This window comes from Stenotrophomonas sp. STM01, assembly GCF_014852135.1.
In the GTDB taxonomy this organism is placed as follows: Bacteria; Pseudomonadota; Gammaproteobacteria; order Xanthomonadales; family Xanthomonadaceae; genus Stenotrophomonas; species Stenotrophomonas capsici.
The window spans coordinates 473,137-486,627 of record NZ_JACVBA010000001.1 but is presented as its reverse complement, the minus strand read 5'-3'; the positions used below and the strand labels follow the sequence as shown (position 1 = coordinate 486,627).

General features: G+C 64.8%; 11 protein-coding genes. All 11 read left to right on the top strand.

All coding sequences use genetic code 11. The annotated features are described in order from the left end of the window. Nucleotides 1–12 precede the first annotated feature (12 nt). The 11 genes from IB227_RS02165 (at nucleotide 13) to IB227_RS02115 (ending at nucleotide 13,223) form a co-directional block, all read left to right on the top strand. Nucleotides 13–1,014: a major capsid protein gene (locus IB227_RS02165; RefSeq protein WP_192286139.1), complete on the top strand. Its 1,002-nt coding sequence runs from the start codon at nucleotides 13–15 to the stop codon at nucleotides 1,012–1,014. Nucleotides 1,015–1,057: 43 nt separating this feature from the next. Beyond that, nucleotides 1,058–1,819: a hypothetical protein gene (locus tag IB227_RS02160; RefSeq protein ID WP_192286138.1), complete on the top strand. Its 762-nt coding sequence runs from the start codon at nucleotides 1,058–1,060 to the stop codon at nucleotides 1,817–1,819. A 23-nt stretch (nucleotides 1,820–1,842) separates the two neighbouring features. Then, complete coding sequence (locus IB227_RS02155; protein ID WP_192286137.1) at nucleotides 1,843–2,151, top strand: hypothetical protein; 309 nt, start codon at nucleotides 1,843–1,845, stop codon at nucleotides 2,149–2,151. Further along, nucleotides 2,135–2,578, top strand: coding sequence for a hypothetical protein (locus IB227_RS02150; RefSeq protein WP_192286136.1), 444 nt, complete (start codon nucleotides 2,135–2,137; stop codon nucleotides 2,576–2,578). Before IB227_RS02155 ends, IB227_RS02150 begins: the two co-directional genes overlap by 17 nt. Nucleotides 2,579–2,614: 36 nt before the next feature. Beyond that, nucleotides 2,615–3,367: a hypothetical protein gene (locus IB227_RS02145; RefSeq protein ID WP_192286135.1), complete on the top strand. Its 753-nt coding sequence runs from the start codon at nucleotides 2,615–2,617 to the stop codon at nucleotides 3,365–3,367. Nucleotides 3,368–3,369: 2 nt separating this feature from the next. Further along, entirely contained in the window at nucleotides 3,370–3,816 is a 447-nt protein-coding gene (locus tag IB227_RS02140) for a hypothetical protein (RefSeq protein WP_225591562.1), read from the top strand. Nucleotides 3,817–4,029: 213 nt separating this feature from the next. Beyond that, entirely contained in the window at nucleotides 4,030–6,795 is a 2,766-nt protein-coding gene (locus tag IB227_RS02135; RefSeq protein ID WP_192286134.1) for a phage tail tape measure protein, read from the top strand. After that, nucleotides 6,795–7,151: a hypothetical protein gene (locus tag IB227_RS02130; protein ID WP_192286133.1), complete on the top strand. Its 357-nt coding sequence runs from the start codon at nucleotides 6,795–6,797 to the stop codon at nucleotides 7,149–7,151. Before IB227_RS02135 ends, IB227_RS02130 begins: the two co-directional genes overlap by 1 nt. Next, complete coding sequence (locus IB227_RS02125; RefSeq protein WP_192286132.1) at nucleotides 7,148–7,609, top strand: DUF1833 family protein; 462 nt, start codon at nucleotides 7,148–7,150, stop codon at nucleotides 7,607–7,609. Before IB227_RS02130 ends, IB227_RS02125 begins: the two co-directional genes overlap by 4 nt. Then, complete coding sequence (locus IB227_RS02120; protein WP_192286131.1) at nucleotides 7,609–8,001, top strand: peptidoglycan endopeptidase; 393 nt, start codon at nucleotides 7,609–7,611, stop codon at nucleotides 7,999–8,001. The genes IB227_RS02125 and IB227_RS02120 overlap by 1 nt, the downstream gene beginning before the upstream one ends. Further along, entirely contained in the window at nucleotides 7,992–13,223 is a 5,232-nt protein-coding gene (locus IB227_RS02115) for a host specificity factor TipJ family phage tail protein (protein ID WP_192286130.1), read from the top strand. The genes IB227_RS02120 and IB227_RS02115 overlap by 10 nt, the downstream gene beginning before the upstream one ends. Nucleotides 13,224–13,491 lie beyond the last annotated feature (268 nt).

Here is a 13,491-nt window from a genome sequence, read left to right as displayed (position 1 = left end):
GAGACCAACACCATGGATCTGCAGACCCTTCTGGCGCTGGGTGCGCTGGGCTTCGATGCACTGAACGCCCACATCAACAACCTGCCGCGCATCCCCACCCGCATCGCCGACATGAATCTCTTCCAGGAAGAAGGATTGGTCGGAACCACCATCGTCAGGATCGGCATCAAGGACAACAAGCTGGTGCTGGTGCCGAACGTCCCGCGCGGCTCGCCGGGCCAGCCCAAGGGCCTGGACCGCGGCAAGGTCAAGCTGCTGGAAACCACCCACCTGCCGCAGAACTCGACTGTGATTGCCGACCAGCTGCTGGGCGTGTGGGACCCGGCCGACCCGAATGGCTCGAACGTGGCGGCGGTGGTCAACGGACTGCAGGTTGTACACAAGCGTGACCTGGACTACACGATCGAGTACCACCGCATGGGCGCCCTGCAGGGCAAGCTGCTGAATGCCGACGGCTCCGTCATCCTGGACTTCTACGAGGAGTTCGGCGTGGAGCAGTCGGTGATCGGCATGGAGCTGACCAAGCCGGACACGAAGGTCCGCTCCAAGGTTGTCTCGATCAAGCGCGCGATCGAGGCCAAGCTGGGTGGGGTGCCCTATACCGGCATCCACGTGTTCTGCAGCGCGGGCTTCTTCGATGCGCTGGTCGATCACCCGGAAGTGCAGGAGGCCTACAAGCGCTGGCAGGACGGCGCTGCGCTGCGCTCGGACCTGCGCAAGGGCTTCACGTTCGGGGATGTGACCTTCGAGGAACTGCCGGGTAGCGCGGGCAGCAAGGTCGCCATCCCCGACAACGAGGCGATCGCGCTCCCGCTGGGCGTGCCGGACATGTTCCTGACCCGCTTCGCACCGGCGGACTACCTGGAGACCGTGCGCGGAATCGGCCTGCCGTACTACAGCAAGACCGCCCCCATGCGCATGAACAAGGGCATTCAGTTGGAAAGCCAGTCCAACCCGCTGAACATCAACACCCGCCCGGATGCCGTCATCCGCCTGAAGCCGGGCGCGAAGTAAGCCCAAGGCCCGGCCCGCATGTGCGGGCCGGGCTGGAGGTCATATGGCTCAGATCCGCATCGGGGTAGACCCCGACAACGCCCTCGGCCGGCAGCTCACCGACCTGGAGCGCAGCCAACTTCCGTTTGCGACGTCGCAGGCAGCAAACAAGGTTGCCTTCGAGATCCGCGAGCGCTGGAAGCAGCGCGCCCCGCAGGTGTTCGACCGGCCGACGCCCCTCACCAAGAACGCCGCGCTCTACCGCAAGGCCACCAAGGCACGCCCGTACGCGGAGATCTTCATCCGCGACGAGGCGTTCAAGGGCACGCCGCCGTCCAAGTACCTGTTCACCGAGGTGGAGGGAGGCACCCGCCGGCGCAAGGGCTTCGAGCGCTTGCTGCAGGGCAAGGGGCTGATGTCGCCCAGCCAGTTCGCGGTGATGGGCCGGGGAGCGCGCCCAAACCAGTACGGCAACGTGCCGGCCGGTCAGGTGACCAAGCTGCTATCGCAGCTGGGCGCCCAGCGGGACCGGTACCAGAACCAGACGCCGACCAGTGCCAAGCGCCGGCGATCGCGTGCACCCAAGGGGGGCGAGTATTTCGTGATCACCAAGCGGCGCGGAAAGCTCCGGCCAGGCATCTACGAGCGGATCGGCACCGGCTGGGGTTCGGCCGTGCGCTCGGTCTTCATCTTCACCAGCACCGCCAACTACCAACCGCGCTACGACATCTTCGGAATGGCCGAGGACACGTGGAAGAAGCTCATGCCCTTCTACCTGAAGCGCGAGCTGGAGAAGGCGATGGAAACCGCGAGGCCACTGCCTTGAACCAGAAGGCGTTTCTGCAGCGCATGGACGCGCTCGCATTCAAGTCGTTCCACGGCGTCGGCGTTGCCGATTCGGCGCGCTACATCTTCGAAGGGGCGGAAACCCCCTGCACCGTGTTCCTGGACGAGGACGTGCAGCAGTTCACCGACGACGATCTGGCACCGATTCCGGTCCTGTTCGACCGCATCACGCTGCAGCTGAGCGAGGTGTCACCGCGTAAGGGGGCGGTGGTTCGCATCGTTGGGAGTGGCCGGGAGCTCAAGCTCATCAAGCAGCTGCGGGGCGATGCGTCGACCCAGCAGTGGGAGGTGGCTGATGCCAAGTCCCCGTAAGGCGCTGCTCGATGCCATGGGCAAGACGCTCCAAGGCATCACCAAGCAGGCCGGCTTCCTTACCGATGCCGGCGTCGGTTGGACGCTGGAGCCTGGTCCCGGCGATCAGGACACCGAGGCGGTGCTCACCGCGGTGATCGAGAAGCAGCAGCGCGCCACCGACCAGGCCAAGGTGAACACCCACCGCCTGACCACCGTCAGCGTGATGGCCAAGGTGCCGGCCGACACCGAGAAGTATCAGGAAGCCCTCGACGACCTGATCAGCGACATCGAGGCCGCGCTCGATAACAGCGCGACCGCGCGCAACTACCCGCCAAGCCACCAGGTCCCCGTGTACGTCGGCATGGAGCCGTTGCTGCCGGAGAAGGCCGGCGCGGGCTGGGTGGGCGTGCTGATGACCTACCAATCCCACATCCCCAAGAAGTAACCCGCCGCGCAGCGGCAACCCAACTGGAGAGCCAACATGGCCGAAGATTACAGCTACCTGGGTAGCGGCATCGTCCTCATTCGTGAGTGGGGGACCAAACTGCCGTTCGAGGAAGTCGGAAACGTCTCCGCCTTCACCACCGCCGCCCAGACCAACACCATCGAGTTGGCCGACAGCCAGAACCCCGGCGGCGGCGTGGCCAACAGCGTCGATCGCGTCACCGGCTACACGCTGAGCTACACCTTCCACGACTTCAACCCGGCCAACTTCGCGCGCGCCACCCGCGGCAAGGCCAGCGACATCGCCGCCAGCACGGTCGTGGACGAGGACGCGGTGGCCACCGTCGGCGCCTACACGCCGCTGTCGCTCATTGCTTCGGAAATCACCGCGGTGAAGGCTGCGACCGGATCGACCACGTATGCCGCCGGTACCGACTACCGTTTCGAGCGCGGCATGCTGTTCATTCCCGCCGGCTCCACGATCCCGGCGCCGGTCAATGGCGCGGCCAACATCAAGGTCAGCTACAAGAACGCCGCCCTGGGGCACGTCGAGGCCGCCGTTACGGCCCAGAAGTTCTATGAGGTGCAGTTCTACGGTGCGAACGAGGCGCGTGGTGGCAAGGTCGTGCGCGCGGTCTTCCACAAGGTCTCGGGCGGCGTCATCGAGAGCATGGGCCTGATCGGCAACGAACACGGCGCCGGCTCGGTGTCGGGCAAGGTCAACAAGGACCCGAGCAAGGCCACCGGTACCGACAAGTCGGCCTACTTCAACTGGCAGCAGGAGAAGTGACGATGGCCGGACGTGACGATGGCACCGCACCGACCGTGGACGAGGTGCTGAACCCGCCCACCCGGTCGGTGCGGTTCCGCAATGAACTGCTCCAGGTGCAGCCGCTGCGCCTGGAGCAGTTGGGCCCCTTCATCGGGGCAAGCCGAACTGCCATTGCACGCATTGCCCTTCTGGCAGGCGTGCTCGACAGTGCAAAGGGCGTTGAAGCGGGCGCGATCGTCCTCGACCTGCTCGAGCAGGACGGCAACGAGATCGCCGCGGCGCTGGGCGTCGCCGTGGACCGGGAGCCCAAATGGGTTTCCGGAGGCACTCTGGACGAAGTGGCACAGTTGCTCGAGGCGGTGGCGGGCCTCAACAAGGATTTTTTCGCCCGCCGGCTGCGGACGATGGTGGTGGCGGTGAGGGAGGCGGTCGCATTCCCGACACCGCCGAACTCGTCCAGTACCTGATCTCGCGCGGCCACACGCGTACCGATGTCATGCGCTTCACCTTGGCTCAGCTGCGGGGTTTCACCGCAGCTGCGGCCCGGGACGAGCGCCAGCGGCTGGCGGACCTGGCTCTGGCTGTTCGCATTGCCTTCGGTGCCGATGCTGCCGGCTGGCAGCAGTACCAGAACCTGATGACCGGGCCCGCCCCGGCGCGCCCTTAGGAGCTACCCGCCCATGGCAGAACCATCTGCAAACCTGCGCGTGCGCATCAGCGCCGACCTTGCCGACATTCGGCAGGGTCTGGGCATGCTCACCCGCCAGCTGCGCGAAGTGCGCAGCGAAGCCGGCCGTCCACTGCCGGCCAAGAACCCCATCGGTGACCTTGGCGTGTCCGCTGGCCAGACCGCGCAGGCGATGCGCCAGCTCCCGGCGCAGTTCACCGACATCTTCACCAGCCTGCAGGGCGGGATGCCGTTCTTCACGGTTATGGTGCAGCAGGGTGGCCAGATCAAAGACAGCTTTGGCGGGGTGGCACCGGCGTTGAAGGGGGTATCGTCCGCCGTGATCGGAATGATCAACCCGGCATCCGTCCTGGCTGTCTCCCTGGCCACGCTGGGCCTCGCCGCCTACAAGGGGGCCCAGGAGTCCAACCAGTTCGAGAAGGCCTTGGCGAAGGCGGGCGACAGTGCGGGCGTGACGGCATCCCAGCTTGCGACGATGGCACAGCAGATCGATGCCAATTCGGCGTCAACTCAGGCCAGCGCATCCCGGGCATTGGCTGCTGTTGCTTCGACTGGGCGTATTTCCTCTGAGAACTTTGCCATCGTTGCTGAAGCCGCCGATGCGATGCAGCGCGCAACGGGGCAGTCGATCGAGGAAACGGTTGCCAGCTTCGTTGATCTGGCGAAGGACCCTGTGAAGGCGATCGCGGAACTTAACGAATCGCAGCACTTCCTGACCTTTACCGTCTACGAGCAGATCAAGGCGCTTCAGGAGCAGGGACGGGAGCAGGAAGCTCAGGCGCTTGCGACACGGACCTATGCCGAAGCTACCATCGAAGTGGCGCGAAAGGTCGAGGAGAACCTGGGCTCGCTGGAGAATGCGTGGAAGTACGTGAAAATCGGAGCGTCCGAGGCGTGGGACGCCATGATGGGCATCGGCAGGCCGGTCCAGAATGTCACGCAGCTGCAGGAGCTGATGCTGGAGAATCAGCGTGACCTCAATGCTCTGAATCGGTCGCGCGATCCCACCTCGGGATTCGTGCTCAATGCCGCCCAGCAGAAGGTGCTGGAAGACGCTGTGATGCGGCGGTATGACCGCATCAAGGCGATCAACTTGGAGATGGGCCGGGAAGTTGCCGACGCCGAGAAGCGATCGGCAAGGCAGGCCGCCAATGAGCTGGCGATCGAGAATGACCGGCTGATCTCGTCCCAGGAGTCCAAGGCGCAACAGCGCGCTGACGCGATCAAGGCCATCAACACCAGGATCGACAAAGGCGTGGCGGATGCCAAGCTCGCCGGCGAGCTGCAGCTCGCTGAAAGGCTCGAAGCGCAGCGCGCCCAGGCGGTGGCCGCGATCGAGCGAAAGTACCGTGAACGGTCCCCATCCGGAGCAGGCATGGCCTCGGCAAACCGCGCTGCGGGCCTGCAGGGCTACAAAGACGAACTCGCCGTAGAGCAAGCCAGGATCGCGGCCGGAACCCAGTCTCTGCGCGCTCAGTTCGCCGCAAGGCAGATCAGTGCGGATGACTACTACCGGCACATGCGCGAGTTGATCCAGCAGGGTGCCGATGCAGAGGCACGTTCCCTGGAGGGGCAAATCGCGTTCCTCGGTCGCCACGCCGCAGCCGGACGCGAGGGCATTGCTGTTCAGCGCCAGCGGGCCGAACTGGAAGCCCGGCTGGCCAAAGTCCGCATCGAGGGAGCCGCGAAGCTCGATGTCCTGAAGCAGGAGGAGCAGGCGTCCGAGAAGACCCGGACCAACGTTGTAGCTGCTTACACCGCGGCGTTGGAGGCCAGCAATGCGGCGCTGCGCCGCCACATGGAGACCCGGGTCGCCCAAGTAGGCATGGGCGACCGCGAGTACGAGATCCAACAGCAGATCAACGACGCATACGCCGATAGCGCGGACAAGCTGCGGCAGCTGACGTTGCAGCGAAATGCGGATCAGATCGACCAACGGACCTTTGAGGAAGAGCAGGCAGCTCTCCATGCCAAGACGTTGGACCGGGTGCTGGCCATCCGCGACAGCTACGCCGAACTGCAAGAGGCCGAGGGCAACTGGCTGCTCGGGGCCAAGGGGGCATGGGCGAACTACCAGGAGGAGGCCGGCAACGCCGCCAAGCAGATGGGCGGTGTCGTGGGCTCGGTGTTCAGCGGTCTGGAGGACGTGTGGGTGGGGTTCACCGAGACCGGGAAGGTCAGCTTCTCGGACATGACCAAGTCCATCCTGGCGGACCTAGCACGCATCCAGATCAAGAAGGCCATCTCCGGAATTGGCGAGACGCTGTTCGATGGATTGCTCTCCGGTGGCGCGGCGGGTGCCTCGGGGGCAACCGGAACCGGTGGAGTGTTCGCCAGCGTGATGCAGAAGCTGCTGCGCAACGGCAAGGCGGAGGGGGGCTACACCGGACCCGGTGGCAAGTTCGAACCAGCGGGCATCGTGCACAAGGGGGAGGTGGTGTGGTCGCAGGCCGACATTGCGCGTGCAGGTGGTGTAGGAATCGTGGAAGCCATGCGCCGCGGCGTGCGTGCGTTCGCCGACGGCGGTGTGGTCGGAGGTGGCGCGCCTGCCGTGGGGGTGCTGGGAGGCATCAACGTCAACGTTCGGAATGCGCCACAGGGCACGACTGCATCCGCGTCGAGGAACGCGTCGGGTGGCTTTGACATCGAGGTCATGCTCGGCGAGGTGGACAAGTACCTGGGCGCGCAGGTTGGAGGTGGACAAGGGCAGTTGTATGCCGGAATGAAGGGCAGGTTCAACCTGTCGGAGGGCGTGTAATGGCGTCGATGCCTTCTGTGGCCCGAGTGGTCTTCGATGGCCAGGGGCGCTCGTTCGATCCGTCGGTTCTTCGCACGGAAATGGAGCGGGGCGTGCCAAAGCAACGGCTGGAGAACAGCCAGGTACTGATGAAACAGAGCATGACGCTCTACTTCACTGGTATGGACGCTGTCCTGATCTTCGAGGACTGGTACTTCTACGAGATCGGCCGAATCGGCTGGTTCACCATGGTCCACCCGTTCACCGGGCAGACCATTACTGCCCGGCTCGAAGGTGGGGCGCTCGGCCAGCTTGCACCCGATGAGAAAGAAGCGGGTGACTATCGGATGGACGTCGTTGTGGAGTACCTGCGATGAGCACATTTCTGGAGCGCCGGCAGCGCGTCACCGATCTTGCCGGCGTGCTGCTGTTCCTGGAGGTATCGGCGCCGTCCTTCACCGACACCATGCGCATCGTCAACGACACCCGGAACTGGGTAAGCAACGGCGTGGAGTACATCGGCGTGCCGTTCGGCTTCAAGCTGCCGGACGACGTGTCCGGGCAGACGCCCCGGGCGGTGCTGACGCTGGACAACATCGGGCGGGGCATCACCCAGGATCTGGAGCGCCTGCAGCCCTACGACGTCGTGCAGGCCAAGCTGATGATCAGCGACCGGGCAAACCCCAACGTGATCGAGCGGACCTACATCCTGCCGATCACCCAGGTGTCGGTGAACACGCGCACTGCCACGGCCAGCTGCGGCTACGACGCACTGATGCGGCAGCAGGCCGTGCGCCTGCGCTACAACCCGTTCACCGCGCCGGGGGCTTTCTGATGCGCCTGGCCGACGTCGAGCGCTTCACCCTGCTGCCCTACGACGAGCAGACCTTCGACTGTGCCGACCTGGTGGCGCTGGTGCAGCGAGAGCTGTTCGGGCGGCAGATCCAGATGCCTGGCCGCCGCCCGCGCGGTGCCGAGGGACAGGCCGCCATCGGCGAGTTGTCGAGGCCGTACGCGCGACGAACGGAAGCGCCGCAGGACGGTGACCTGGTCCTGATGATCGAGCACGGACAGAAACGCCCCGGGCATGCAGGCGTGTACTTCTGGCTGTCACACGAGGCCTACGTGCTGCACGCGAACGAAAAGACGGGCTGCTCGATCCTGCATCGCGCCCGCGAATTGCCCGACTACGGGCTGCGAATCGAAGGAACATATTCATGGGTCTGATGGAACTGCCGCGCACCGAGCCGGGCCAGCTGATTGTCACCCCACACCCGGCGCTGCTGGACGGCCAGCGGAACACGGTGTGGGAGGCGCGGCCGGGCGAGAGCCTGTATGCCCTGCTGGTGCGCAACGTGCCCGAGTTGGACGGGCAGCCGTGGGAGGTGTCGGTCGGTGGCCGGGAGGTCGAGCGCCACCTGTGGCATCACGTCTACCCGAAGGCGGGGCAGGTGATCGAGGTGCGCGGTGGCGTCGGACGCTCCGCGCTGGCCGTCGTGGCCATGATCGCGCTGACCTACTTCACCTTCGGCGGTGGTGCGATCGCTGGCTTCACCCTGGGCACGTCGACCGCGCTGGGAACGCTGGCCGTGCAGTCGGCGGTCTACATTGCCGGGTCGATGCTGATCAACAAGGTGCTGGCACCCAAGCCGCCCAAGGCCGTTGGCCAGCAGCAGGACTCGGTGTATTCGATCACCGGCGCGCGCAACCAGCTGCGCCCCTACGATCCGCTGCCTCTGCTGTTCGGGCGCGTGCGCCTGACGCCTGACCTGCTGAGCAAGCCGTACACCTGGTACGAGGGCAACGACCAGTACCTGGGCATGCTGCTGTGCGCTGGCATCAACGTCGGCCGCGTGGAGGAGTTCTACAACGGCGACACGCTGCTGAGCACGTACGAGGGGGCGCAGGTCTTCCACGCCGGCTACAGCCAGATGCCGGAGCAGGCCATCCCCCTGTACAGCAACGCCGACGTGATCGACGGTGGCCAGCTGATCGACACCGGCAGCGACCCGAAGCACCAGCCCTCGGCGTGGGTGGAGCGCACGGGCTCGGCCGACACCGTGCGGCTGGTCGTGGCCATTGAGTACCAGCTGTACGACAAGACCAGCAAGGGCAAGGACAAGAACAACACCGAGCGCGTCGAGATCCAGTACCGGCCGACCGGTACCACCAGCTGGCTGAGCTTCGGGAGCTACACGCTCAACAGCAACAAGACCAAGCTGCACCGGGTCGGCTACGCCAAGGACGTGGCGCGCGGCCAGTACGACGTGCGTGTGCGCACTGCAGGCCTGAACACCAACGGCAGCGGGGCCCAAGCGGTCTTTGCCTGGACGACCCTCACGAGCGTGCAGGTCGATGAGGCCGACTACACCGGCATTTCCCGCACCGGCGTGAAGCTGAAGGCCACCGGCCAGCTCAATGGCTCCCCGGACGAGCTGCGCGCGATCGGCCATGCTGACCCGATCCCGGTCTGGACCGGTACCGAGTGGGCGACGCAGGAGACCAGCAACCCGGGCGCGCAGATCCTCGCCTATGCCCGGGGCATCGTCCGCGAAGGCAGGCTGCTGGGCGGCATGGCTCTGTCGGACGCGCAGATCGACATCGAGTCCCTGAAGGCCTTCTCGCTGCACTGCGCGGCCAACGGCTACCGTTACGATTTCCTGATCAAGGACGCACGCAACCACGATCAGGTGCTGGCCGCGATCGCGCTGGCCGGCTTCGGGCAGATCACCTGGGCCGGCGGCCGCCTGGGCGTGGTGTGGGCAGCGCAGGAGCAGCCGCTGTCCGGTGTGGTCAACATGGCCACGATCAAGAAGGGCCAGTTTCAGGTCGACTACACGCTCAGCAATGCCGCCGACGGCATCGAGTACACCTACGCCGACGGCACAACCTGGGAAACCAAGACGATCCGGGTGCCGGCGCCGGGCGTGACGACCATGCTTAACCCGGCGCAGGTCACGGGCGAGGGTGTCACCACCGAGGAACACGCCGCGCGCCTGGCCCGCTGGCACCTGGCCCAGTCGCTCTATCAGTACAAGGACATCAGCTACAGCACCGACATCGAGCACCTGAGCTATCAGCGCCTGTCGCTGCTGGCTATGCAGCACGATATGACGCAATGGGGGGTTGGCGGGCGCATCGTCGCCGCCACCAGTAGCGGCGGGGTGGTCACCCTGCACCTGGACGAGCCTGTACCGGCGCCGGCCAGCGGCGGGGCCTACATCGGCCTGCGCATCCCCGGGGAGCGCGTCTACCGAGTGCTGCGGGTGAAGCCTTTCACTGGCCAGAGCGACACCGTCGAGCTGCAAGATGCCTGGCCGGCCGATGCGGCGTTGCCGGGTGGCACTCCGGACAACCCCCCGGACGACACGCTGTGGATCTACGACTTCAAGCAGACCCCGGGCCTGCGTGTGCGCGTCGTTTCCGTGGAGCCGGAGAGCGATCTGAAGGGCGCGAGCGTGCGCGTGGTGGCTGAGGGGCCGGAGTTCTGGAACTACGTCCTCACCGGCCACTACGTGCCTTCCCCCGACGGCTCGCTGCTGCAGACGCGGCCGGTTGCCTCCAATGTGGCCATCACCGAGCAGCTGGTGGTCCAGGGCAACACCAGCTTCACCGAACTGACGGCCACATTCGACATCAGCGGCCCGGTAAGCAACATCGTCGTGCGGGCCGCAGGTGAAGGCCAGGAGCTTCGAGACGTCGCCCAGACCCAGACCCGAACTGCCACCTGGCGCATCCCCGAGGCGGGAACCTACGCCATCGTCGTGCGCCCGTACTCCCCTGACGGAGAGGCCGGCGTTGCGGCCTCGGTGTCCTATACCACCGCGGGGGCCGACGTTCCGCCCGTCCTGGTCGACCTGTTCGACGTGCAGTCCGGCAGCGGTGGCGTGAGGCAGTACACCTGGGGTTGGCTGGAAGGAACGCTGCAGTCGCCAGACTTTGCCGGCGTCGAGATCCGCTACGTCGCTGGGTTGCTGGCCAGCCCGGATTGGGACTTGATGAAGCCGGTCGGCAAGGACGGATACCACACGGCCGCATTCGAAGCCGTGGAGCCGGTAGCCGGCGAGTGGACCTTCGCCTGCCGGAGCCGCAATACCAGCGGCGAGCTGTCCGTGGGAATGCGGGTGATCACGCGGACGCTCACCCATAATCTGGGCGAGCAGATCGGGGGCATCGGGGATAGCCTGGAGGAGATCACGCGCAAGCAGGCCGAGGAACAGGCCCGGCTCGATGCCGAGATCCGGGACCGTGCGCTGGAAGACCTGCAGTACGCCCAGCAGGCGGCGGCAGATGCAACGGCAAAGGCCAACGCAGCCCGCGATGAGGCTATCGCACGGGTGGACGCACTGGCCGGCGAGATCGGGGAAATCGTTAATGCCCCCGAGTGGTCCGAAACGGAGGACTACATTGCCGGCTGGCTCGTGCGAGAGGGTGGGAATCTCTATCGCGCGAACGTTGCGAACACGAACGTCAGGCCGAGCACGAACCCGGCCACGTGGGAGTACATCGGCCAGTTCGCGTCAGTGGCAGAGGCCGCTGCGGCTGCGTTGCAGCTTGCCACCACCACCGCATTGGAACTGGAAGCCGAAGCGCTGCGCGTCGACTCGCTGCAGGCACGCATGCCGGCAGGGACGGGCATGCTTGAAACCAAGGCGCGTGTTGACCAGGTGGATCAAGCCAGCGTTGACCGCGATGGCGCGCTCGGCTTGCGGGTGGGCAACGTTGAAGCCACAATCCCGGATCTTGCGACGAAGGCAAGTGTCACGGCTGTTGAGCAGGCCAGTGTCACGCGCGATAACGCGATGGCGGACAGCCTTACGTCCGTTCGCAGTGCCATCGGCGACATCGCGACGATCCAGAACCCGTCCTTTGAAGCCATCACGGGGAACATCGGCTGGGGTACTGTCGAGACGAGCCCAAGCAACAACCAGCTGCCGCCGTCGTCCACGTTCTTTGACGGCTCCGCAGCAAATGGCCGCTACTCGATGCGGTTCAATGGTGACGCGGCGAACCCGAATCGAACGTTGTTCAACGCGCAAGTTTTCGAGATCCGCAACTCGAAGCGCGTGTATCTCTCGCTCGACTCGCAGACCGCCGGCACCGCTCCAGCGGCTGGTACGCAGATCCGTGTTGGTGTCCGCTTCTATGACACCACGGGAACGGCCCTGCCGAACCAGTGGCTGCCGTGGATCACGACAACGACCGGCGGCTGGGTGTGGGGTAGTCGCATCATGTCGGGCTGGGTGGATGTGCCGGCTGGAGCTGCAACCGGCAAGGTGATGATCTACATCGGGAATCACACTGCCGTCGGAAGTGGCATCTTGGTCGATAACGCCGTGTGCGAGGTCGAATCGGCACAGGGCGTTATTACGGCCGCTGCAATCTCGGGCCTGACCACCGACGTTAGCAGCATTGATGGGCGGGTGACGACTCAGGCACAGCAGATTGGCCAAGTGAAGGTGACGGCTGACGGTGCAAGTGCGGCCATCACGAACCTTTCGGAGGTGAGCATTGCATCAAACGCGATCGTCACGCTCGATGGCGGGTTCGAAACTGATAAGGCTTGGGGCTTTAGCACCGGTGTCGTGGACACCTACAGCTATGGCATGCCGCTGTATTCCGACCTCAGCACCGCCAATGCCCGTTCCGGTCGGTGCCTGCGCATGCTTGTTGGGTTCAGCAACCTTGTCTATAACCAGCGGCATATCCGCGTAAGCCAAGGCCAGAAGTTCCGGTGTACGTTCTGGGTCCGCGCGCAAGGTAGCGTGGCGACGGCTGGCTATGTTCGTATCTCGGCGAGCGCATGGAACAACAGCCGGCAGTACACCACGCACTACGACACCGATGCCTATGTTGCGCTTCCGGGGCTGGACTACAACTATCGAAAGGTGACCGGTGTGTGGGAAGTCCCGGCTGGCGTGTCTTTCCTGCAGTTCTGCGTCCGATGCAGCAACATCGGCAATCCGAACACGTATGTCCTGGTGGATGACGTGCAAATCGAATTGCTGAGCGAGGAGCAGAATGTTATCCGTGCGAGGAACACGGTTGGCGTTGATGTGAACGGTCGATGGGTAGGAACCATTACCGAGAACGACGGGTTGAGGGGTGGAACGACCTTCGTCATGGACTACTTTCGGCTTCTGGCTGCGGACGGTGCATCGGCAAGCATGGAGATCACCGGGAACTACTTGCGTGTCTTCAACGCGAACTATCAGAAGATCATCGGCGTTGGGTTCGGTGTCGGCGGCGCGCTGATGGAGTGGTTCGGCCCGAACATCGGCGCAGCCAACTGCACCACTGCGAACTGCATTGAGTGCAAGACCACTGCCGGCGTGGCGATCATCCGTGGTTCTAACGCACAGGGCTCGATGGAGATCATCAACACCCTGGTCACTATCCGGGACAACAACAACGTCAAGCGGGTTGAGTTTGGTCTTCTTGTTGATTGATAGGAGGCGTAGATGCCAGCGGGACTTAGGACGCGGAGCGCTGCGAACGTCGTTGAGCTGACACTGACGAGCCGGGCAACGCGCTTGCTTGGATACATGGAGCCGGCTTCGGCCGGCTCGGTTGTCGTTCCAGAGCTGGCCGAGGGCACGCCATTCGTTTTCCCTGTGCTGGATCAGAACGGGATCATGTACCCCAGCAACTTCATGCTGCCCACGGTCAGTGGCACAACTTTGAGCTGGTCAGGGCCTGGCCGCTTCTACTACGGAA